23 protein-coding genes, 2 pseudogenes and 1 other annotated feature are annotated in these 22,573 nt (G+C 40.5%); of the genes and pseudogenes, 17 read left to right on the top strand and 8 right to left on the bottom strand.

The genetic code is table 11. The features are described from left to right. Positions 1–16: 16 nt before the first annotated feature. On the bottom strand, positions 17–529 hold the full coding sequence (locus AACQ38_RS19215) for a YbjN domain-containing protein (protein ID WP_011145880.1): 513 nt from the start codon (positions 527–529) through the stop codon (positions 17–19). A 91-nt stretch (positions 530–620) separates the two neighbouring features. Then, a complete protein-coding gene (locus AACQ38_RS19210) occupies positions 621–923 on the bottom strand; it encodes a YbjC family protein (protein ID WP_165578829.1) in 303 nt (100 codons plus the stop codon). A 190-nt stretch (positions 924–1,113) separates the two neighbouring features. Here AACQ38_RS19210 and AACQ38_RS19205 point away from each other — a divergent pair, with 190 nt between their 5' ends. The 3 genes from AACQ38_RS19205 (at position 1,114) to AACQ38_RS19195 (ending at position 4,735) form a co-directional block, all read left to right on the top strand. Next, entirely contained in the window at positions 1,114–1,374 is a 261-nt protein-coding gene (locus tag AACQ38_RS19205) for a GrxA family glutaredoxin (RefSeq protein WP_011145878.1), read from the top strand. Positions 1,375–1,921: 547 nt separating this feature from the next. Next, positions 1,922–2,530 carry an undecaprenyl-diphosphate phosphatase gene (gene ybjG, locus AACQ38_RS19200; protein WP_109791965.1) on the top strand — a complete coding sequence of 203 codons (609 nt, stop codon included), beginning with the start codon at positions 1,922–1,924 and terminating at the stop codon, positions 2,528–2,530. Between the two features lie 906 nt (positions 2,531–3,436). Beyond that, positions 3,437–4,735, top strand: a complete 1,299-nt coding sequence (locus tag AACQ38_RS19195) for an HAAAP family serine/threonine permease (RefSeq protein ID WP_011145875.1) — start codon at positions 3,437–3,439, stop codon at positions 4,733–4,735. A gap of 77 nt (positions 4,736–4,812) precedes the next feature. Here the strand turns inward: AACQ38_RS19195 and AACQ38_RS19190 are convergent, their stop codons facing one another. Then, positions 4,813–5,634, bottom strand: coding sequence for a hypothetical protein (locus AACQ38_RS19190; RefSeq protein WP_011145874.1), 822 nt, complete (start codon positions 5,632–5,634; stop codon positions 4,813–4,815). A 713-nt stretch (positions 5,635–6,347) separates the two neighbouring features. On the opposite strand from AACQ38_RS19190, the gene AACQ38_RS19185 reads away from it, so the two are divergent. The 3 genes from AACQ38_RS19185 to AACQ38_RS19175 all read left to right on the top strand — a co-directional run bounded on the left by AACQ38_RS19185 (position 6,348) and on the right by AACQ38_RS19175 (position 9,594). Next, positions 6,348–6,662: a hypothetical protein gene (locus AACQ38_RS19185; protein ID WP_011145873.1), complete on the top strand. Its 315-nt coding sequence runs from the start codon at positions 6,348–6,350 to the stop codon at positions 6,660–6,662. A gap of 1,151 nt (positions 6,663–7,813) precedes the next feature. After that, on the top strand, positions 7,814–8,152 hold the full coding sequence (locus AACQ38_RS19180; RefSeq protein WP_011145872.1) for a hypothetical protein: 339 nt from the start codon (positions 7,814–7,816) through the stop codon (positions 8,150–8,152). 587 nt (positions 8,153–8,739) lie between these two features. Then, positions 8,740–9,594: a hypothetical protein gene (locus AACQ38_RS19175; protein WP_011145871.1), complete on the top strand. Its 855-nt coding sequence runs from the start codon at positions 8,740–8,742 to the stop codon at positions 9,592–9,594. Between the two features lie 216 nt (positions 9,595–9,810). Here AACQ38_RS19175 and AACQ38_RS19170 read toward each other — a convergent pair whose 3' ends face one another. Further along, entirely contained in the window at positions 9,811–11,016 is a 1,206-nt protein-coding gene (locus tag AACQ38_RS19170) for a serine hydrolase (protein ID WP_165578828.1), read from the bottom strand. Between the two features lie 26 nt (positions 11,017–11,042). On the opposite strand from AACQ38_RS19170, the gene AACQ38_RS19165 reads away from it, so the two are divergent. Both AACQ38_RS19165 and AACQ38_RS19160 read left to right on the top strand, forming a co-directional pair. Then, positions 11,043–11,222 (top strand): hypothetical protein, encoded by a 180-nt coding sequence (locus tag AACQ38_RS19165; protein ID WP_165578827.1) that lies wholly within the window; start codon positions 11,043–11,045, stop codon positions 11,220–11,222. A gap of 224 nt (positions 11,223–11,446) precedes the next feature. Continuing rightward, the gene (locus AACQ38_RS19160) at positions 11,447–12,067 is read left to right on the top strand and encodes a glutathione S-transferase family protein (protein WP_113024906.1); all 621 of its coding nucleotides are present in this window, start codon (positions 11,447–11,449) and stop codon (positions 12,065–12,067) included. Between the two features lie 6 nt (positions 12,068–12,073). On the opposite strand, the gene AACQ38_RS19155 is transcribed toward AACQ38_RS19160, so the two are convergent. After that, positions 12,074–12,901, bottom strand: a complete 828-nt coding sequence (locus AACQ38_RS19155) for an SDR family oxidoreductase (protein ID WP_011145868.1) — start codon at positions 12,899–12,901, stop codon at positions 12,074–12,076. Between the two features lie 268 nt (positions 12,902–13,169). Between AACQ38_RS19155 and hisL the strand changes: the two genes are divergently transcribed. The 9 genes and pseudogenes from hisL to hisIE all read left to right on the top strand — a co-directional run bounded on the left by hisL (position 13,170) and on the right by hisIE (position 20,444). Next, the gene (gene hisL / locus AACQ38_RS24170; RefSeq protein ID WP_109791964.1) at positions 13,170–13,217 is read left to right on the top strand and encodes a his operon leader peptide; all 48 of its coding nucleotides are present in this window, start codon (positions 13,170–13,172) and stop codon (positions 13,215–13,217) included. Beyond that, positions 13,193–13,315: a sequence feature (His leader region), on the top strand. It overlaps the preceding gene by 25 nt. A gap of 27 nt (positions 13,316–13,342) precedes the next feature. Then, complete coding sequence (gene hisG / locus AACQ38_RS19150; protein ID WP_041380016.1) at positions 13,343–14,242, top strand: ATP phosphoribosyltransferase; 900 nt, start codon at positions 13,343–13,345, stop codon at positions 14,240–14,242. A gap of 6 nt (positions 14,243–14,248) precedes the next feature. Then, a pseudogene (gene hisD, locus AACQ38_RS19145) lies at positions 14,249–15,568 on the top strand (histidinol dehydrogenase); the annotation flags it as partial. Further along, on the top strand, positions 15,569–16,672 hold the full coding sequence (gene hisC / locus AACQ38_RS19140) for a histidinol-phosphate transaminase (RefSeq protein WP_165578843.1): 1,104 nt from the start codon (positions 15,569–15,571) through the stop codon (positions 16,670–16,672). Continuing rightward, a complete protein-coding gene (hisB, locus tag AACQ38_RS19135; RefSeq protein WP_165578826.1) occupies positions 16,672–17,739 on the top strand; it encodes a bifunctional histidinol-phosphatase/imidazoleglycerol-phosphate dehydratase HisB in 1,068 nt (355 codons plus the stop codon). The genes hisC and hisB overlap by 1 nt, the downstream gene beginning before the upstream one ends. Beyond that, positions 17,739–18,344 carry an imidazole glycerol phosphate synthase subunit HisH gene (hisH, locus tag AACQ38_RS19130; RefSeq protein WP_165578825.1) on the top strand — a complete coding sequence of 202 codons (606 nt, stop codon included), beginning with the start codon at positions 17,739–17,741 and terminating at the stop codon, positions 18,342–18,344. Before hisB ends, hisH begins: the two co-directional genes overlap by 1 nt. A gap of 5 nt (positions 18,345–18,349) precedes the next feature. Further along, the gene (gene hisA / locus AACQ38_RS19125) at positions 18,350–19,087 is read left to right on the top strand and encodes a 1-(5-phosphoribosyl)-5-[(5-phosphoribosylamino)methylideneamino]imidazole-4-carboxamide isomerase (protein WP_011145863.1); all 738 of its coding nucleotides are present in this window, start codon (positions 18,350–18,352) and stop codon (positions 19,085–19,087) included. Beyond that, positions 19,069–19,845, top strand: a complete 777-nt coding sequence (gene hisF / locus AACQ38_RS19120; RefSeq protein ID WP_165578824.1) for an imidazole glycerol phosphate synthase subunit HisF — start codon at positions 19,069–19,071, stop codon at positions 19,843–19,845. Before hisA ends, hisF begins: the two co-directional genes overlap by 19 nt. Continuing rightward, a complete protein-coding gene (hisIE, locus tag AACQ38_RS19115; RefSeq protein ID WP_011145861.1) occupies positions 19,839–20,444 on the top strand; it encodes a bifunctional phosphoribosyl-AMP cyclohydrolase/phosphoribosyl-ATP diphosphatase HisIE in 606 nt (201 codons plus the stop codon). The genes hisF and hisIE overlap by 7 nt, the downstream gene beginning before the upstream one ends. On the opposite strand, the gene AACQ38_RS19110 is transcribed toward hisIE, so the two are convergent. The 3 genes and pseudogenes from AACQ38_RS19110 to AACQ38_RS19100 form a co-directional block, all read right to left on the bottom strand. After that, on the bottom strand, positions 20,419–20,649 hold the full coding sequence (locus tag AACQ38_RS19110; RefSeq protein WP_125026222.1) for a hypothetical protein: 231 nt from the start codon (positions 20,647–20,649) through the stop codon (positions 20,419–20,421). The genes hisIE and AACQ38_RS19110 overlap by 26 nt on opposite strands. A gap of 76 nt (positions 20,650–20,725) precedes the next feature. Further along, positions 20,726–21,877, bottom strand: a complete 1,152-nt coding sequence (yiaY, locus tag AACQ38_RS19105; RefSeq protein WP_011145860.1) for an L-threonine dehydrogenase — start codon at positions 21,875–21,877, stop codon at positions 20,726–20,728. Positions 21,878–22,423: 546 nt separating this feature from the next. Continuing rightward, positions 22,424–22,573: pseudogene (locus AACQ38_RS19100) on the bottom strand (IS630 family transposase); the annotation flags it as partial.

Genomic DNA, 22,573 nt, shown 5'->3' with positions numbered 1-22,573 from the left:
GACCGTGTTGAAAATATTAGTGCAAAGTAAAAGTCGGTGCCTTAACAGGAGCTTGTGACTCCTCTTCCTCTTCAATGTCACCCTCGATTTCGATATCACGATTAATATACAACAAGTTATTACTGTGAATTTCAAAAATCACACCCGCAATCTGCTCTTCGCTTTGTTGCAAGAAATGAGAAAACTGGGAAAAAGTCAGCCCGGCTGAAACAAGGAAAGATTGACACACCACCAATTTCGGTAAGTTTTCATCCTGAATATCAAGAAAAGCCTTGATTGTCAGCGAACTGGCATTAATCTGGCTTAGATTAGCCATCAAAGGAATAATGGCGGTTGGTTTAACTTCAGCCAACGCAGAAAACAAGATTACATTGTCCAACAGATCGATTTTAGCATCAAATAAACCATCAATATTCTGCATATGAGGGAGATGCAGCGCCTGGCATGAATCGCACTCAAAGTAGGAAATTTTGAGCTGATCCAACCACTCACGCAATACTGATAAGTCAGGAATGACAAGTGAACTCATCTAACAACCCCATACAACGGAAAATGAAAAAGCGCTATAGCTTACGAAATAATTCTTTATCGCGCTATCACCAATAACTGATAAATTATTTTTACTTACCGTTATCACTACCTTCTACCTTATTTTTGCTCTCTTTTTTATGATCAACTCCCAGAAAAGAGAGGCCATACACTGCACGCCAAATGATATTAACCGCAGCAGGAACCAAACAACCTATGCTGATGAAAATCATAACAACATGTGCTTCTGGCGTCATTAGTAAATCTGTTAAGATGACAATATCATTAATAGTCAAATATGCCAGGAGCAAGCATAAAATGCCGACAATTTCTAGCAGGATAACCTGTTTTGGCATATCTGCCAATGAACTCATACTGCCTTGATGACTTTTCATCGTATCCTCTCTTAACAACCTGATGCGACATTATACTACCGGAAACACTGTTACCAAAATTGGTATGATGAATTAAAACAAAAGGTAATTTCTGCTTTTTTTTACCGATCAGTACAGGCATAGTAGCCATCAAATAAGCATGAGTAACACATCACACCGCATTATTTTAATATAACCAAGAGGAATTTATATGTTTACTGTGATTTTCGGTCGTCCTGGCTGCCCGTACTGTGTCCGCGCGAAAGAGCTGGCGGAACGACTGAAAGAACAGCGTGATGACTTTGACTTCCGTTATGTTGATATTCACGCAGAAGGTATCACTAAAGCTGATCTGGAAAAAACAGTTGGTAAACCGGTAGAAACTGTCCCGCAAATTTTTGTTGATGAGAAACATATCGGTGGCTGCACTGACTTCGAAGCGTACGTAAAAGAACACCAATTGCTACAATAATCGAACTTCAATCGAACTTCTCGTTTTGCTTTCGTTGCGGTGAAAACCGCGATTGATTATTAATCACAGTGGACTCGGTTGATTTGTGCAAAAAATGTTATTTTCATCAAATTGAAAAAAATCTGTTTTTTTTCTTATCACGAAGAACTTTTTTGCCAAACCGCAGTCTGAATTAATGCCACTGCTTTTCTTTGATATCCCCATATTGAGGAACCCGATAGTCAATCCATTTTGGTTCGAGACTATCGGGTTTTTTTATTGTCTGAAGAGTATACCGTTCACAAACACATAACCGATTCTACAGATGATCAACCTATCAACCACCGGTACTATCAACACGCTGATCTTAAGATTATTATAATATATATCAATGTGTTATTTATTTTTTGTCCAGATGACTGCCTGATGTTTCCTTGACGGAAAGATAAACCAAAAATAAATAACACCAATAATTAAGACAATTACGCTTTACTCTCAGGTCAGCCAACTTTACTCTCTTGCGTCCGACTATCGTGATGTACATAAGTGACTATATGTGAGGCCCGATTTGTTAGAACAAATAAATCATGATCTGTTTACCTTTTTCAATGCTACGCCTGAATCATCACCAGCCATGATTGCAATGGCGACGTTCATTGCAAAATACCTGGTTCTTATTTTCCCTCTAATATTGGCTAGTTTCTGGTTCTGGGGTTCAGAGCGTACTCGCCCTTATCATCGGGTTATCGTCAGTAAAACCACCATTGCCTTCTGTTTTGCTATGCTAACCTCATACTGTATCGGTTTACTCTGCCCTCACGACCGCCCTTTTGCAGAAGGCTTTGGTTATAACTTTCTTCCTCACGCGCCAACAACCTCATTCCCAAGTCACCATGGAACAACCGTTTTCACTTTCGCTTTATCCTTTTTATTCTGGTACAGGATTTGGCCGGGCTTATGCATGATGGCAATTGCACTGGCAATTGCATGGGCCAGAGTCTATTTAGGCGTTCACTGGCCGATGGATATGGTCGGAGCATTTATCGTCAGCCTAATGGGATGCACTTTTGCGCAAATAATATGGAGCCTGTTTGGTGAACGTTTACAAAAAAGATTGAACAGTCTGTACCAACATTGCTGCGCTTTTCCTATCCGTAAAGGCTGGATAAAAAGTTAGCAACATAAATGCAACTTAGTGACTTGAGATAAACGAACGCTATCTCAACCAAAGTCTTTTTATTAGAAATTATTGACTAATTTTACATGCCAAAATGGATATGAGTTAACCAGCAGGGTAATATCCTGTACCCTATCTAGCATTTATTTGCGCTTAAATTCAACTCAACGATTTTCATATAAATCAATAAATCTATATAAATCACTATGTAAATAGATATATAACGAAAGAGATTATTAAAATTTGATCAAAGAATGGCTAGCACATCTTTCATTCATATTATTGATGCTATTAATCTATTATTCTGGTTTTATCTATATCTTTCACAAAGATACAAGTATTACATAAGAGATATCTATTTTAAAATCTGGTAAAAAATTGATATTTATCAATTTATTAACCATTTACTCTATTTGCCATTTTCATTCATTAATATGTAAATAAATAGACAGGAAATAACAAAAACATAAGAAAATAATAAGAGTTGAATAATGGGCAAATTGAGGTTATAATTTGACCTCATTGAAATACGCAATATTTAGACAACAATTACACTAAATCTCGTAACATGATGACTTTTCGGGATGTATTCCGCATTTGAGACTATGATCACGGTACTATTCACTAAAAATCGCTATCTTGCCGCTATCAAAAGTCTGGTCTTAAAATTTCCAGACTTTCTTTCAAAAAAGAAAGTAAAGCGAAAATTTTGGCTTGTTAATTTAAAGTCCAATTTTCGACCAAGATGTTAATGTGGTAATAAAAACGTTTAAATAACCACCAGAGATATTTAGAAAATTTATTTTTTATAAAGAAAGAGTTAGGCCACATGTATTTGCATTTATTGCATACTTGCGGCATTGTAATTTCATTTTTTAATTTACCGCGTTATTCTCGGAGATAACTATGGATATGACTCAAACAGGTACGATCGCATCGCAGGCGACCAGCCCAAGCGATTATAAAACCTGGCGTAAATCAGATACAGTATGGATGCTTGGCTTATACGGTACTGCGATTGGTGCCGGTGTATTATTCTTACCCATCAATGCTGGTATTGGTGGCCTACTACCTCTTTTGGTAATGGCGCTACTGGCTTTCCCAATGACTTTCTTCGCCCACCGCGGGATGTGTCGTTTCGTTCTATCAGGTAAAAACCCTGGCGAAGATATTACCGAAGTCGTAGAAGAACACTTTGGCAACCTGGCAGGTAAACTTATTACTCTGCTCTACTTCTTCGCTATCTACCCGATTCTCTTAGTTTACAGCGTTGCTATTACCAACACCGTAGACAGCTTTATTGTTCACCAATTACACCTGCCATCACCTCCTCGTGCTCTGCTGGCTCTGATCCTAATTACTGGTGTAATGACCATCATCCGTTTTGGTGAACAGGCTATTGTTAAGGCAATGAGCGTGCTGGTATTCCCATTTGTTGCCGTTTTGATGCTACTGGCGTTTTATCTGATCCCTAACTGGAATACCGCAATCTTCGAAAACATCAGCGTTTCTGCATCGAGTGCAAGTCATGGGCTGCTCATTACTCTATGGCTAGCGATCCCAGTAATGGTGTTCTCCTTCAACCACTCGCCAATTATCTCGGCATTTGCGGTGGCAAAACGTGGAGAATATGGTGAGCATGCTGAGAAAAAATGCTCCCGCATTCTAGCTTACGCCCATATCATGATGGTTGTAACCGTGATGTTCTTCGTATTCAGCTGCGTATTAAGCCTGTCTCCAGAAAATCTGGCAGAAGCCAAAGCACAAAATATTTCTATTCTGTCTTACCTGGCTAACCACTTTAATACACCAGTGGTTGCCTACATCGCTCCGTTTATTGCATTCATAGCAATTACCAAATCTTTCCTTGGCCATTATCTGGGTGCGCGTGAAGGTTTTAATGGTATTGTGGTTAAGACATTGCGTGACCAAGGTAAAACTATTGAGCCTAAAAAGCTGAATCGTATCACTACCATTTTCATGTTAGTAACGACTTGGATTGTCGCTACTCTGAACCCAAGTATTTTGGAAATGATCGAAAGATTAGGTGGTCCTATTATCGCAATGTTGTTGTTCATTATGCCAATGTATGCAATCAGCAAAGTTCCTGCAATGCGCAAATATAGCGGCAAGCTGAGTAATCTGTTTGTCGTCTTTATGGGATTAGTTGCTATCTCTGCTGTCCTCTACTCACTGTTTGCATAATAAACATTTGGTTGCTGTTCTCTTCAAGCGGGCAGCAACCGAATAACGACATGAGCTAGCTAGCGGAAAAATTTAAACTACACTACCCACTTCACCCAATTCCCCTGCTGTTCATCATATTGCCACAAATCGTCTTCGTTAAAATATCCACGTTCGTCTATTGGTACCCCTTGCTGTTCTTCTTCGTCCCATTGTTGCCGCAACTTATCTGTCAGGATATAAGGCGTCTTGGTCACAATCTCTCCAGTAAAAGGAAACCTATTGCCAGCCTCTTCAAGACGGATAAACCTGGCATCGGTAGAAATATTAGAGATAACTACCGCCTCAGTTGCTGAAGGAAAGAGAATATAACCGTTAATCAACGGGAAATATCGCGGCAAACCCGGCTTATACGGTGATGGAATGATATCAACGGCGTTCCACATAAGAAGATAATCTAACCCCTCATCGTTATTAGGCCCCATTGGATAACCTTGGTAAAAATAACGATTATGAATTGAATAATTACCCGTCAATACATATGCAATATAAAAATAGTAACTAATCAGATCTACTTCTTCTGTTCTAAACGTACCGAATATTGAATGTAAAGGAAATGTCCCCATACCACCAAGGAGACCAAGAACCTCATACTGTTCATCATGACCATATTGATCAATATATCTCCCGGTCTTGATTTTCGACACCTGCATATCTGTCAAAATGTTATCTCGTCCATTACTTGGATTGAATCTATATCGACCATAAAGAAAGTGCAGGCTATCCTCATAAATGTAAGTAAATTGCTCCTGATTAAGCTTATGGAGAGGATTAGGTTTATCCGCCCACCGTTTGTCATCACCTAAATTATTACGATTTCCAAAACGGATAGAAAGCGCTAACGGATCAAGATATGACATATAACCACCTTTTCATCATAGAATAATGAATTCTAATTATTTTATTTCTAATAACATTCTTTTATTAACAAATATAAAATTGCTCCAATACAATTTATCCTTAATATTGAAATAGTTATTTATATTGCTATTTTATTTATTATTGAGTTTTTTAAAGAATAGACCAATACTTCATAAAGAAAAGTTTTTTTTATAAAAAACACATACAACATCTCATTTGCATTAATATTTATATAAATTTCAAATAAATAAATTAACCATATTTATTTACAATAATTAAAAATATAATTTAAATTTTTAATTATCAAACTAATCATTCAAAATAAATAAATTACAAATAACATTTTAATTTAATATAATTATATGAAATACAAAAAATTCCGGTTATTTTATATTTATCACATTAACAATTTATTTTCTATTTTTTGGCAATATGACTCTACTTATCAATTAATTACATATTTTTTTCAAATTTATTTGACAACTTATAAATGGCACCTATAGTTATATGTGTTAGAGAAAATGTTATATGCCAATTAAAAACATTAACTGTCCTATATTTTTAGCGCAAAAAAAATTTCTTATGTAGATTGCTTTTATAGTAGAAGTACCAACCACCTTATATTTCTCAAACGGACGATTTTCCGTTATTTATTCTGAGATAATATAGGCTTATTTATCAATTAATTACATTATATTTTGGAGTTTACATTATGATTAATGACATGCATCCTTCTTTAATTAAAGATAAAGATATAGTAGATGACGTAATGCTACGTAGCTGTAAAATCATTGCAATGAAAGTTATGCCAGACAAAGTTATGCAAGTTATGGTGACTGTATTAATGCATGATGGCGTATGTGAAGAAATGCTTTTGAAATGGAATCTGCTAGACAATAGAGGCATGGCGATTTATAAAGTTCTGATGGAAGCGCTTTGCGCTAAGAAAGATGTGAAAATTAGCACCGTAGGAAAAGTGGGTCCTCTCGGCTGCGATTACATTAATTGCGTAGAAATCTCTATGTAAAATAATTGATTGTTGAAATGCTTGAGCCAAATAATAGACTCCTAATAGAGACTCAATCTGATTAAAGCGATCTCATTGATCGCAAAATACAGTACTGTTGTGATAGGAATTTGGCACAACATTTCTCTGGTATAATGAAGCTGACTTTTATATACCCTATGGATTTCAAGATGCATCGCGGCGGCAAGGGAGTGAATCCCCGGGAGCATAGATAACGATGTGACCGGGGTGAGCGAGTGCAGCCAACAAAGAGGCAACTTGAAGGATAACGGGTATAACGGCACATTCTACCCTATCTAAGGCAGAGCGTAATATTAACGCTCTGCCTGCCATAACTACATTTAATAAAAAAAACAGAAAATCATAAAAATAATATAAAACAAACTTTCAATAAATTAAAATCAATTAACCCGGTTATCTATTTCACATAAAAATATCAATAAATTATTATCAAAATTCAATTTCACTCAAAAAAATTTCTTTTAGGAATTATTTTTAATAATAGCACATACCATCCGCTCAATCTTTAAAAACAGGGTAGAACAACGCCTCTTTATTGCACACAGTGAATACTTAACAACATATGTAATTACATCAATAATATTTCCATATTGTAATTATTAATTAAATATCATACACCAAGGTATTATTAAATCTAAAATAGATTTAAATAAATTAATTTCAAAGATTGCAGTCATATATCTCCATGCAAGATACTATAGGATAAGAATAATTTCATAATGTTTTATTTAAATATCAACTAGAAAATTAAAATTTAAATCATTCACCACATACTGCTAGTACGCTTCAATTCCTGCCGCCCATTCCGTACCCATACTCTATTAATAAGAATATCCTGCATAAATAATACCTACTGGAACAGATTGTTAATTTCTCCATTTCAACAACAGGAAATAAATATCAATATTATTTTTTGATTAGAGTGATACATTTGATTATTATAACCATTTAGAGGAAATATATTATTGGCGACTTTTTAACAGCATCAATAATTATATAATATAGATAAACTTTTAATATAGATTACAATTACCAATTACCTTATATTTCTTCGGCGGACAAATGACTGCTCCGTACATTTTAGTAAAGAATTCTATTTTTCAATTACGTTAAATTAAAAGGTTAACACGATGAACTATACAAATCCTTCTTCTAATGAAGTGGTAACAGAAAATAAACCTGAACAGACTTCTCCAAACCCTAATTACTATTTTGCGGTTGGTACAGTAACTTCAGTTCAGGCTGCACCTGATCAAAACCAATTGCAAGTGACTGTCACTATGCAATTCCCTAACGGCAAATTTAACTATCTGTTATGGTGGAATGCTCAGGACTACAGAGGTGCAGCACTGTATCATCTTCTTCTGAGCGCTTGCAGCAGTAACAAACGTGTAAATATAACTTCTTCATCAGCGGTTTCTCCTGGTGGTTACAATTATATCTACAACGCAACATTATTGGCTTCTTAAGATAAAGTCATAAATTGTTAAATAGCTCCACCTAATTCCTTATTGTTAAAATATAAATTGGGTATAGCATTTATCTGGTAGAATAAAGCTAATGTTGAGTAAAAGCTAAAAACATTTTCTACCATATACTCCCCTCTCTAGGTAGAACCTTAACCACAGGGTTCTGCCTGTTCCCGCAACACCGTTTTAAATTCACGGTAATTAATAAATAACATCTTATTTCAATAATGCTATTTTAATGTCATCAATCTATATTTAATGACTTTAAACATTATTTCAAATAGAAAATAAAAACCTACAAAAATAATAAAAAGACAATAATAGCCCTAAAATTAACCACAATAAATTTATTGATCATACATTTAACACCTCAATAACAACGTATTAAAACAATTGTATTAAATATATTTTTGAACGTTACTATTTTAATTTATCAAAAATTATCCTCCTATCTAATATTACCTGTAAAATAATAAAAAACCCAATTAAAGCCCATTTTCTTGACAAATATCAATAACGCTTACTACTATTTTTAATACTTGAATATCTATTTCTCTCACTCACTTCTCTTCATAATAGGTGATAAAATGTCAGAAGAAAGCCAACGTATTAAAAAGCCATCCTCAGGTTATGCAACAGATCATTTCTACGATGGAGCATGGCATAGGGCGGTCAAATTTGTTGAGGGCAGTGTTGAATTTTTTGATGTTTACGATGTTATCTTTGAGGGGATTACTTACCAATCCCCACCAATCTTAGTTTCTGAGAACCTCATTATTGTTCCCATAGCAAAAGATGAAGTTGCCTGGAACAGTAAAATAGAAATATATGGCGCTATCGGCACTGGGGAAAGTGAAAAAATTTTTTCTGACGGTGATGCCGTCCGACCTTTTGCCGGTGAACTTGATGTTTCAAATCCTCAGGAACCTCTTGTTATTTTCGGCGGAGGCAATGTTAGCCGTTTTCCCAATTACACAGCCAATGTCAATGGGGTTGAATATGGTGGTTTAATTATAGATCCAGAAAAGAATTCAATATCCTTATTACGCTCCATCGAAGATGGAAAACTAATGGTATTTGGCAAAACTGAAACTGGCAAAAATGTCATTGTTTTTGAAATAGAAACTGAAGGTGAAAATAAACCACTTAACGGATGGGTAGAGTTTCATGACGTAGCAACCTGTATTCTATTCAGAAATGGCGATTTAACAGGATTCGCTACTAGCTATGAACTCCGATATGAAGGAACATCAACCCGCAACTATCGAGGTTTATCACCGACGCATATTCGTTACGAAAATATCGGCCATCATGTTAAAACTGAGGTCGAATTATGGGCTTACTGGCAAGATAAACCTGATGGTGTCTTGTTATTCAAAGGCCGGTACAACGGATCTGTTGTAAAAAATAGCAAATGTTGCTCTTTAGATGAAAAAAAATAGGTATATACCCAATGGATTTCAAGATGGATCGCGACGGCAAGGGAGCGAATCCCCGGGAGCATAGATAACGATGTGACCGGGGTGAGTGAGTGCAGCCAACAAAGAGGCAACTTGAAGGATAACGGGTATAAAGCGTGCGCGGCAAAATGCCGCGCCCTAAATCAAAAAAATATAACGCCACCCAACCTACCACATAAACCTTATATTGATGTCAAATCAACCAAAAATCGCCTTAAACCAACCACTCACTTTCATCACAATCAAATCCCAAATACGGCTAAAAAAGCTACCTTCCTCTACCGCCTCTTTAACCACCAAAGGGCGTTGTTCAATTACCTTATCCCCTAATTGGAAATTAATCACACCAACAACCTGATTTTTCGTCAAAGGCGCTGTTAATGGAGTTTGATTTAATGTGTAACTGGCTTTCAGATTTTTTAACTGCCCACGAGGAATGGTGATCGCAGCATCTTTTTCCACGCCAAGAGCAACATCTGAGCGCCCGCCATACCAAACCTTTTGCGAAACAAACGGCTCGCTAGCTTTAATTGGCGTCACTGTTTCATAAAAACGGAGTCCCCATGCAAGTAATTTTTCACTTTCAGCGAAACGAATCCGATCACTTGGTGCTCCTAGCACAACAGAAATCAGCCGCATGGGTCCCTCTGTCGCTGAAGCAACCAAGTTATAACCGGCACCGCTGGTATATCCTGTTTTCACACCATCGACATTCATATTCTTATTCCACAACAATCGGTTACGGTTAGGCTGTTGGATTTTATTAAAGGTGAATGTTTTCTCTTTATGCAGAGCATACTCATCAGGAACATCACGGATCATGGCCTGACTCAATACCGCCATATCACGAGCAGTACTGAATTGGCCCTCAGCATCCAATCCATGAACCGTACGAAAATGGGTGTTAGTCAACCCAAGTGCTTTTGCATAATTATTCATCAGACTAACAAATACATCCTGACTACCCGCCACATAATCAGCTAAAGCAATGCTGGCATCATTACCAGACTGAACAACAACACCATGATTCAGATCAATCACTTTTACCCTGTCACCGGGTTTAAGAAACATGAGAGAAGAACCTTTCAGTATGGGATTTCCCGTCGCCCAAGCATCTTTTCCCACAGTAACAATATCTTCCGGCGTGATTTTTCCCGCTTTTATCGCCTGACCGACAACATAACTGGTCATAATTTTTGTCAGACTGGCTGGATCAAGCCGCTCATCGGGATTACCTGCCGCCAGAATTTTACCGCTGTCATAATCCATTAACACATAAGCTCTCGCATCCACTGGCGGAACGACAGGTTCATCCGATGCATAAACACGGGCACTTACCATTGATGCCACTGTCAGCACCGCAACAACACATTTTATCGCCATCGCCAAACTTTTCTTCATCATCGTTCCCCTTTACTTAATAAGAAAAAATGTCAAATTCTTATACCCTATGGATTTCAAGATGCATCGCGGCGGCAAGGGAGCCAATCCCCGGGAGCATAGATAACGATGTGACCGGGGTGAGTGAGTGCAGCCAACAAAGGAGCAACTTGAAAAATGACAGGTATATTAATATAAAATGTTGTACGACAAGAAACCAACATAAATAGGATAAAGATTGTGCTGATCATTAGTTTTCATTTAATCTGATAGTGGTTATACCTTATGGATTTCAAGATGCATCGCGACGGCAAGGGAGTGAATCCCCGGGAGCATAGATAACGATGTGACCGGGGTGAACGAGTGCAGCCAACAAAGAGGCAACTTGAAAGATGACGGGTATATTGGTAACAAATAGACAATTTTCTTATCATCCCGATTCCAGGAAAAACTCATGCTGACCATTTGGGGCCGTAAAAACTCTTCCAATGTAAAAAAAGTGCTCTGGTGTCTGAAGGAACTCGATATACCGTATAATCAAGTAGATATTGGCGGTAAATTTGGCAAACTGGATGCCCCACAATATCTGAAAATGAATCCAAATGGAAAAATCCCTTGTTTACAGGAAGGCGATTTTATCTTGTGGGAATCTAACGCAATTGTTCGTTATCTTGCAGCAAAATTTGGTAAAGAGGTACTTTATCCACAAGACCTACAGGAAAGAGCAAATGCAGATAAATGGATGGATTGGGTTGCTTCACATCTGTTTCCTCATATCAGACAACTCATGATAGGTTTTATTCGCACACCTGAAGCAGAGCGGGATCAAAAACAAATAGAACAAACCTTGGCTGAAATCGAAAAATTGATGAAAGTGCTCGATGACACCCTGGCAGAACAGAAATATCTTTCTGGCGATAAATTTGGCATGGCTGATATTGCATTAGGACCCATGATTTATCCTTGGCTTAATATTCCAATCAAACGACCATTTCTGCCAAATATTGAACGCTGGTATCAGTTAATGGCAGAAAGACCAGCGTTCAAAAAAATTGTCATGATTGAGTTAAGTTGAGAAAAATCAGCTCATTGGCATCCATCCAGGATCGGGGTATTGATACTTAAATCCCAACTCCTGACAAATACGGCTACCATCAACAATTCTGCTTCCCATCTGAGTCTCTTCTCTGAAAAACTCAGGTGGAACTAAATCAAGCTGATTACTGGCTTTAGGGTAAAATTCAGCTTTGGTTGGGTGAACAGGCGCACATAAATTATAAATATGCCCACCTTCAGTCCTCTGAATTAATAAATTAATGGCTGAAATAACATCATCCTGATGAACTAAATTAACCGGCTGATTCCCTCCTTTAACTCCCTTTTTTCCCGCCAGAAAACGCCCGGCATGACGACCACTGCCGACCAAACCGGCTAAACGCAAAATATCAACAGAAATATTTGGCAGTTTGTGCAACCAATTCTCTAATTCAACCAATGCCTGAGCAGAACGTGTTTCAGGGCAAAAAGGCGCATCTTCATTGAGATTGCCCGCAACAAAACCATAAACAGAAGTAGAACTGGTGAAAATAATCCTTGGCACAGAGTATGAGAGAGCAGTATCGACAATTAACTGAACTGCCCTAACATAGTTATAACTGCCACCCGCAGTGTGGCTTGCCGGTAAAGTGATGATCAGCACATCAGCTACCATCAGTTGCTCTAAATCATCAAGCGCGCAATTGATCTGAGGTTCCAGTTGTAACAAATAACATTCGATACCAGACATACGTGCTGCCTCTACACCATCTGGCGTCGTTTTGCTGCCAACAACCTGCATACCACTGCGACTCAATGCTTTGGCTAATGGCATCCCCAACCAACCCAGACCGATAATGGAAACTTTTTTCATCACCACCCCTTCTATGCCTGATATTACTTTGATTATGCAAACAATCCGAACATTAAGCCACTGTTATTATTGATACTGTATTTCTCCCATAGAAAACAATATTTCAAGTAAAAACAAAATATTATTACAATATAAATTTACTGTTAAAAAAATAGATTGCTTTTAGTCCATCAAATCGTATAGGTTGAATAGCAAGCAAAAAATTTAATCTCTGTTGGTCAGTGAATAAAAGCAACTGGCAGCAATAACAAATTAAAGAGAAACCATTATGATCCGCATTCAATTTAGCCATTACCACCATCATCATCCTGATTAGTCTTTCAGGCGGTTGTGTGCTGGAAGACGTTTAACGGGTCTTCCGGTGGCATGAATGCGATAAAAACCCCCGGAAGGATCCTTCCGGGGTTTTTTTTATGTTTCCGATTTTAAGTGGGGATAAAAATGTTAGATAAATCACGTTTACGTATCGCAATGCAGAAATCAGGCCGATTAAGCGAAGATTCACAAGAATTACTGGCTCGCTGTGGTATTAAAATTAATCTGCAACAACAGCGCCTAATTGCATTCGCGGAAAATATGCCAATTGATATCTTGCGGGTACGTGATGACGATATTCCAGGGTTGGTTATGGATGGCGTCGTCGATCTGGGGATTATCGGTGAAAATGTGCTGGAAGAGGAGCTATTAAGCCGTCGCGCTCAAGGAGAAAATCCTCGTTATTTCACCTTACGCCGTCTGGATTTCGGTACTTGTCACCTTTCACTGGCCGCGCCTCTAGACTACAACTATACCGGCGTCGAATGTTTACAAAATGCCCGTATCGCAACCTCTTACCCTCACCTGCTAAAACGTTATCTCGATCAGAAAAAAATCCTCTTTAAATCCTGTCTGCTCAATGGCTCAGTTGAAGTTGCTCCCCGTGCCGGGTTAGCCGATGCCATCTGTGATCTGGTTTCAACTGGCGCAACACTGGAAGCAAATGGTCTGCGGGAAGTAGAAATTATCTACCGTTCCAAAGCCTGTCTTATTCAACGTGATGGTGAAATGCCCGCCGATAAACAGCAATTGATTGAGAAACTGTTGACCCGCATTCAGGGGGTGATTCAGGCCCGTGAATCCAAATACATCATGTTGCACGCACCAAGTGCAAAACTTGAAGAAGTGATTGCTCTGCTACCAGGGGCGGAACGTCCAACGATTCTACCGCTGGTGGGAGATCAGAACCGCGTTGCCATGCATATGGTAAGCAGTGAAACACTGTTTTGGGAAACGATGGAGAAACTTAAAGCCCTTGGTGCCAGCTCCATTTTAGTATTGCCGATTGAAAAGATGATGGAGTAAACGAAAATGACTGACCATTTCGATACCCTGATCCGTTGGCAGGAGTGCCATGATGAACAGCAAAACGCTTTACTGACACGCCCTGCAATTTCAGCTTCCGTAGAAATCTCCCGTACAGTGGAGCAAATTCTGCATGCGGTGAAAGAGTATGGCGATCACACTCTGCGTGAATTCAGCCGCCGTTTCGACAAAACGGTTATTGAAAATATCCGTATTTCGCCGGAAGAGATAGCCGCCGCAGAAAACAGTCTGAATAATGACATTAAACAGGCAATGCAGCAGGCAATGAATAATATCCGCGTTTTCCACGAAGCGCAGAAGCCGATAAAGATCGAAGTAGAAACCCAACCAGGAGTCTATTGTCAACAAGTAACACGGCCTATTGACTCGGTTGGGCTTTATATCCCCGGAGGTTCTGCACCATTACTTTCTACCGTTTTGATGCTCGGAACACCTGCTCAAATAGCGGGCTGCCATAAAGTTGTACTTTGTTCTCCACCACCGATTGCCAATGAAATCCTCTATGCAGCCACACTGTGTGGAATTACGGAAATATTCCAAATTGGTGGCGCTCAAGCCATTGCCGCTATGGCATTTGGAACAGAATCCGTCCCCAAAGTAGATAAGATTTTTGGTCCAGGTAACGCTTATGTTACCGAAGCCAAAAGACAAGTTAGTCAGCGCGTAGATGGTGCCACCATCGATATGCCTGCTGGCCCATCGGAACTGCTTATTATCGCCGATGCGGGAGCAAACCCCGTCTTTGTAGCTGCCGATTTACTCTCACAAGCAGAACATGGCCCTGACTCACAAGTGATATTGGCTACACCTGATGAAGCGTTAGCCAAAAAAGTGATAACGGAAATCGAAAAACAGCTTACCCGTCTTCCCCGCAACCAGATTGCCGCCAAGGCATTAGCACATAGCCGGATTATTGTGACAACAAGCCTGCAACAATGCGTAGAAATCAGCAACCGCTATGGCCCAGAGCACCTGATTATCCAAACCCGCCAGCCAGAACAACTGGTTGAAAAAATCACTAGCGCCGGTTCTGTTTTCCTCGGTGACTGGTCGCCAGAATCTGCGGGAGATTACGCATCAGGAACCAATCACGTATTACCAACTTATGGCTACACTTCAACCTATTCCAGCCTTGGTCTGGCAGATTTCCTAAAACGTATGACAATTCAACAACTGACGCCGCAAGGACTACTGAACCTATCTCAGACCATTGAAACACTGGCGCAAGCAGAACAACTGACCGCTCATAAAAACGCGGTCACTTTACGTGTGGCGGCGCTGAATATTGCCGGTCAAGGGGTGAATATGAATAACATTTTTGATGCCAATCTGTTGGCACGAGAAAATATCCGCAAATTAACACCTTATATGTCTGCTCGTCGCCTTGGCGGCAAGGGTGATGTTTGGTTGAATGCCAACGAATACCCACTAGCCCCTGATTTCCAATGCACTGAGCAAACATTAAACCGTTATCCTGACTGCCAGCCAGCCTCGGTTATCCGCCGTTATGCCGCCTATGCCGGTTTACAACCTGAGCAAGTACTAGCCTGCCGTGGTGCTGATGAATCCATTGAACTTTTAATCCGCGTATTTTGTGAACCCGGACAAGATGTAGTGCTGTTTTGCCCTCCGACTTATGGTATGTACAGTGTCAGCGCTGAAACTTTTGGTGTCGAACAAAAGAAAATTACCGCACTGGAAAATTGGCAACTGGATATCGAAGCGATCGAAAATAACCTCGACCGGGTAAAATTAATCTATATCTGTAGCCCTAATAACCCAACAGGAAACGCAATTAATCCTGATTCATTGCGTAAAATTCTGGAACTAACCGCCAATCGTGCCATTGTCACTATCGATGAAGCCTATATTGAATTTTGCCCGGAAAATAGTATCGCAAGCTGGCTAAAAAACTATCCAAATTTAGTCATTTTGCGAACCCTCTCGAAAGCTTTTGCTTTAGCCGGTCTACGCTGTGGATTTACTCTCGCATCTGTGGATATCATCACTCTATTGTTAAAAGTGATTGCACCTTACCCGCTTTCCACGCCTGTTGCAGATATTGCAGCACAGGCACTGACAGCAGAAAGTATCGCAATTATGCAAAAACGTGTCGTTGAGATCAGGGAAAACCGCAATGACTTGCAGCAGGCGCTGAATAAATTAGCCATCGTAGAAAAAGTATTCCCCAGTGAAACCAACTATATATTGGTGAAATTCTATGACGCAGAAACTGTTTTCAAAACATTATGGCATCAGGGCATCACCCTGCGCGACCAACGCAAACAGCCCGGTTTAGAGGGTTGCCTGCGGATCACCATCGGCAGCCGTAAAGAGTGTGAGCAAGTGGTTGAAGCCATCAGCGCCCTTTCCACTGTAAATGAACAACCAAAGGAGATAGCAAACTGATGAACCAGAAACTCCTGTTTATTGATCGGGACGGTACGCTGATCACTGAACCGCCAACAGATTTTCAAGTTGATCGTCTGGATAAACTGGCACTGGAAACCGAGGTTATTCCTGCTCTGCTTACCCTGCAAAAATCGGGGTTCAGGCTGATTATGATCACTAATCAGGATGGTCTTGGCACAGATAGTTTTCCATTAGAACAATTTGAACCGCCACATAACCTGATGATGCAGATTTTCAGTTCTCAAGGCATCCATTTTGATGAAGTTTTAATCTGCCCTCACAAGCCAGAAGAGAACTGTCATTGCCGTAAGCCAAAAATAAAACTGGTGGAAAAATATCTAACAGAAGGCTTGATGGATACCGCGAACAGCTATGTGATTGGTGACCGGGAAACCGATCTGCAACTGGCCAAAAATATGGGCATTCAGGGGTTACATTATCATCCGAAAAACCTTGGCTGGTTCGCTATCTGTGAACAACTAACCCGTCAAGACCGTCACGCTCATGTTCAACGTATCACTAAAGAGACATCCATCAACATTGACGTTTGGCTTGATCATGAAGGTAGCAGCGATATCAATACCGGTGTCGGGTTCTTTGACCATATGTTGGATCAGATTGCTACCCACGGTGGTTTCCGCATGCATGTTCAGGTTAAAGGCGATCTCTGTATTGATGATCACCATACCGTTGAGGATACCGGTCTGGCATTGGGGGAAGCATTGAAACTGGCTTTGGGAGATAAACGGGGCATCTGTCGCTTTGGTTTTGTGTTGCCAATGGATGAATGCCTTGCCCGCTGTGCTCTCGATATTTCTGGTCGCCCTCATCTGGAATATAAAGCTGAATTCAAACACCAGCGGGTGGGTGATCTGAGCACTGAAATGATTGAGCACTTCTTTCGTTCACTCTCTTATGCAATGGCCTGTACACTGCATCTGAAAACGAAAGGCAGTAACGATCATCACAGAGCAGAAAGCCTATTTAAAGCCTTTGGCCGAACACTACGTCAGGCAATTCGGGTAGAAGGCGATACATTGCCAAGTTCCAAAGGGGTTCTGTGATGAAAGTTGTCATTCTTGATACTGGCTGCGCTAACTTGTCATCGGTAACTTATGCCATCCGAAAATTAGGCTATCAACCTGAAATCAGTCAGGAAACAGCAACGATCCTGGCAGCAGATAAACTACTTTTACCTGGTGTCGGCACTGCCAGTGCCGCAATGGATCAATTGAAACAACGGGAACTTATACCGTTAATTAAAGTACTCAGCCAACCTGTGTTAGGTATTTGCCTTGGCATGCAGCTATTCGCTGCCACCAGCGAAGAAAGCGATAATGTTGCAGGTAATAATGTCACCCTACTCGAAGTTATGGCTTCCCCCGTCCAAAAAATGGCTACGCATGGGCTTCCATTACCACACATGGGCTGGAACCAAGTTCTGCCAAAAGCCGGGCACCCGCTATTCCGTGGTATTGAAGACCATGCCTATTTTTATTTTGTCCATAGCTACGCGATCCCGCTGAATACCTACACCATTGCGCAAACTGAATATGGCAATATTTTCAGCAGCGCAATCGCCAAAGATAACTTCTTCGGCGTACAGTTTCACCCTGAACGTTCCGGTGCTGCCGGAGCCAAACTATTAAAGAATTTTCTGGAGATGTAGGCACAATGATTATACCCGCATTAGATTTGATAGATGGCAAAGTAGTACGGTTACATCAAGGGGATTATGCTCAACAACGGGATTATCAACACGATCCTTTGTCCCACTTTCAACAATATGAACAACAGGGAGCAAAATTGCTCCATCTGGTCGACCTGACCGGCGCTAAAGATCCATCCGCCCGCCAGATCCCTTTACTGCGCAAATTACTTGCAGCAGTTTCTATACCTGTTCAGGTCGGCGGCGGCATCCGTACAGAAGAAGATGTGAAAACATTGCTTGATGCGGGTGCCAACCGGATAGTGATTGGCTCTATCGCCATAAAACAACCGGCACTCGTTACCCAATGGTTTAAACGTTATGGTGCCGAAAATATTGTGCTGGCGCTGGATGTTCGTATCAATGATACAGGCATGAAACAGGTTGCCATCAATGGCTGGCAGGAGAATTCCTCCGTCACTCTGGAACAGGTTATTGAGCAATATCTGCCTTGCGGGTTGAAATATGTACTGTGTACAGATATCTCCCGCGATGGCACGCTAACTGGTTCAAATGTCGAATTATATCGGGCAATTTGCCAATACTATCCACAAATCGTATTTCAGGCTTCGGGGGGCATCGGCACGTTAAATGATATCGCTTCTCTGCCTACCAGCGGTGTAGCCGGGGTTATTATTGGTCGTGCATTACTTGATGAGAAATTTACCCTGAAGGAGGCAATTCAATGCTGGCAAAACGCATAATTCCTTGCCTTGATGTTCGTGACGGGCAAGTGGTTAAAGGCATTCAGTTTCGTCATCACGAAATTATCGGCGATATTGTGCCACTTGCCCAACGTTATGCAACAGAAGGTGCAGATGAACTGGTTTTCTACGATATCACTGCCTCATCTGATGGACGGGTAGTCGATAAAAGTTGGATCACCAAAGTTGCGGAGGTGATTGATATTCCCTTTTGTGTCGCTGGTGGTATTAAAACTGTCGAAGATGCAGGGCAAATCCTTTCATTTGGGGCAGATAAAATCTCTATCAACTCCCCTGCACTGACTGATCCAACCTTAATTACTCGTTTGGCCGATCGTTATGGTGTTCAATGCATTGTCGTAGGGATTGACACCTGGTTTGATGAAAGTACAGGTCGCTATCAGGTTTATCAGTTTACCGGCGACGAAAAACGCACAAAGGCCACTCAATGGCAAACCCTCAATTGGGTAAAAGAAGCGCAACACCGTGGTGCAGGTGAAATCGTACTCAATATGATGAATCAGGATGGTGTCCGCAATGGCTACGATCTGACTCAACTAAAACAGGTGCGTGACGTTTGTCATGTTCCTCTCATTGCCTCTGGTGGTGCAGGCGCACCAGAACACTTTCTTGATGCCTTTAAACAGGCAAATGTCGATGGTGCACTCGCTGCATCTGTATTCCATAAACACATTATTAATATCGGTGAATTAAAACAGTACCTTTCACAACAAGGCGTGGAGATAAGAACTTGCTAACCGCACAACAAATCGAAAAACTGGATTGGGAAAAAGTCGCTTATATGATGCCGGTTATTGTGCAACATGCTATATCCGGCGATGTCCTCATGATGGGCTATATGAATAAAGAAGCACTGAATATTACTATCAGTTCAGGCAAAATCACTTTCTTTTCCCGCAGTAAACAACGTCTATGGACCAAAGGTGAAAGCTCCGGCCATTTTCTTAATTTGGTCAATATCTATCCTGATTGTGACAACGATACCCTGTTGGCACTCGCAGACCCAATCGGCCCTACCTGCCACTTTGGTACACACAGTTGTTTTGCTCCGGCACAAACTGAATGGGGATTTCTCTATCAGCTTGAAAAATTGCTGGCAAGTCGCAAAACAGCCGACCCTGACCATTCATATACAGCGAAGTTATATGCCAGCGGTACTAAACGAATCGCTCAAAAAGTGGGTGAAGAAGGGTTAGAAACCGCTTTAGCCGCGGCAGTGAATAATAGAGAAGAGCTAACGAATGAAGCAGCAGATCTGATGTATCACCTGATGGTTCTACTACAGGATCAAGAGCTGGATCTGAGTTGTGTCATTCGTCGATTACGGGAAAGATGATATACCCGTCATCTTTCAAGCTGCCTCTTTGTTGGCTGCACTCCCTCCCCCCGGTCACATAGTTTGCTATGCTCCCGGGGATTCGCTCCCTTGCCGCCGCGATGCAACTTGAAATCCATTGGGTATATGCCCGTGATCCACCGCGCTTTTCCGGTAGATAAAAAGGCAAAAACCAATCATACGAAAAACGACTATCAGGCGACATAGACGTCTACGTCGCCTTTTTGACAGCTCCCCGCCCAATTAGGCATAGGTATCTACACGAAATGAACGTTTATAAATCACATGGCCGCTTTAAAGATCGAAACAATTTCTTCATGGGTAGCTTGAGTGGGATTAGTCAAACAACATATATCTTTCAAGGCATTAGTTGCTAACTCTGGTAAATCTTCTAATTTGACATTCAGTTCCGCTAGACCCGACGGAATACCAATATCTTTTGACAACTTACGAATTTCAGCAATACATGCCGCAGCCCCTTGCTGATCATTCATAGCGCTTACATCTACCCCCATCGCAGCGGCAATATCTTTCAAACGACCCGCAACCGCTTTAGCGTTGAACTCTTGAACGTGTGGTAATAAAACAGCATTGCATATGCCGTGTGGTAAATCATAAGTACCGCCCAATTGGTGAGACATGGCGTGTACATACCCCAGTAATGCACTATTAAACGCCATCCCCGCCAAGAATTGTGCATAGGCCATGTTTTCACGTGCTTCTATATTGCTCCCATCTGCAACTGCTTGGCGTAAAGAGTGACTAATCATTGAGATTGCTTTCAATGCACAAGCATCCGTTATTGGGCTAGCCGCAGGAGAAACATAGGCTTCAACCGCATGAGTCATTGCATCCATTCCAGTTGCGGCGGTTAACCCTTTCGGCATTCCTACCATTAATTCCGGATCGTTCACAGACAAAACAGGTGTTATTTTCTTGTCAGCAATGGCCATTTTAATATGGCTTTCAGTATCGGTAATAACACAGAAACGTGACATTTCTGACGCAGTACCCGCGGTAGTATTGACTGAGATTAATGGCAAATGCGGTTTAGATGAACGGCCAATACCGACATAATCCCGGATATCGCCTCCATTAGCAGCGACCAACACAATAGCTTTTGCACAATCATGTGGCGAACCACCCCCTAAAGAAATAACGCAATCGCTATTATGCTGACGCAGAATATCCAAACCTTCCTCAACGTTAATTGTCGTCGGATTCGGATTAGTACCATCATAAACCGTACTCTCAATATCAACATCAGATAATAAAGCTTGAACTTTTGCTGCCACCCCAATTTCATTTAAAACACGATCGGTCACAATCAATGCTCGCTTATAACCATCACCTTTCATCGTATTTACCGCTTCAACCAAACAACCCGCACCAAACATATTTACCGATGTCATAAAAAAAGTCGTAGTCATCATTGATAATTCCTTATATTAAAATAGTTTTAGAATGAAAATATATATACCCGTTGTCTTTCAAGTTACCTCTTTGTTGGTTTCACTCACTCACCCCGGTCACATCGTTATCTATGCTCCCGGGGATTCGCTCCCTTGCCGTCGCGATCCATATTGAAATCCTTAAGGTATAAAAAGTAAAATTTGAAAAATCACCTAATGGAACTACAGATCATTGCTCTTGCAACAAACATAAATAATAGCTCTATTTAAACCACATAATTCAAAAAATATAAATATATCTCGGTAGAGTTAGATAAGGTTTATTAAAATAGATATTTGATAATTTTCCCTCTTGGTAATATATTCCATTGGCAATATAATAAATACAATAATCGCTGAGATTAATATACCCGTTATCTTTCAAGTTGCCTCTTTGTTAGCTGCACTCGCTCACCCCGGTCACATAGTTTGCTATGCTCCCGGGGATTCACTCCCTTGCCGTCGCGATGCATCTTGAAATCCGTAGGGTATAAATAACTTTTCATAATTATAATACACTCACTCTTTTTATTCTCTGCTATTCCTGTAGAGACATGAATTTAAAAACGTTTTCACTTTCTCAAGCAATTGCCACATATACTGACAGCCATGATTTCGTGTCACCGTTTCATGTAAGGATTGCCACAGACGCTCAATTTTATTCAGCCAGGGTGAATA

The organism is Photorhabdus sp. RW14-46 (assembly GCF_963887965.1).
In the GTDB taxonomy this organism is placed as follows: domain Bacteria; phylum Pseudomonadota; class Gammaproteobacteria; order Enterobacterales; family Enterobacteriaceae; genus Photorhabdus; species Photorhabdus laumondii.
The sequence above is the reverse complement of the archived record's forward strand: the minus strand, read 5'-3'. Positions and strand labels throughout refer to the sequence as shown.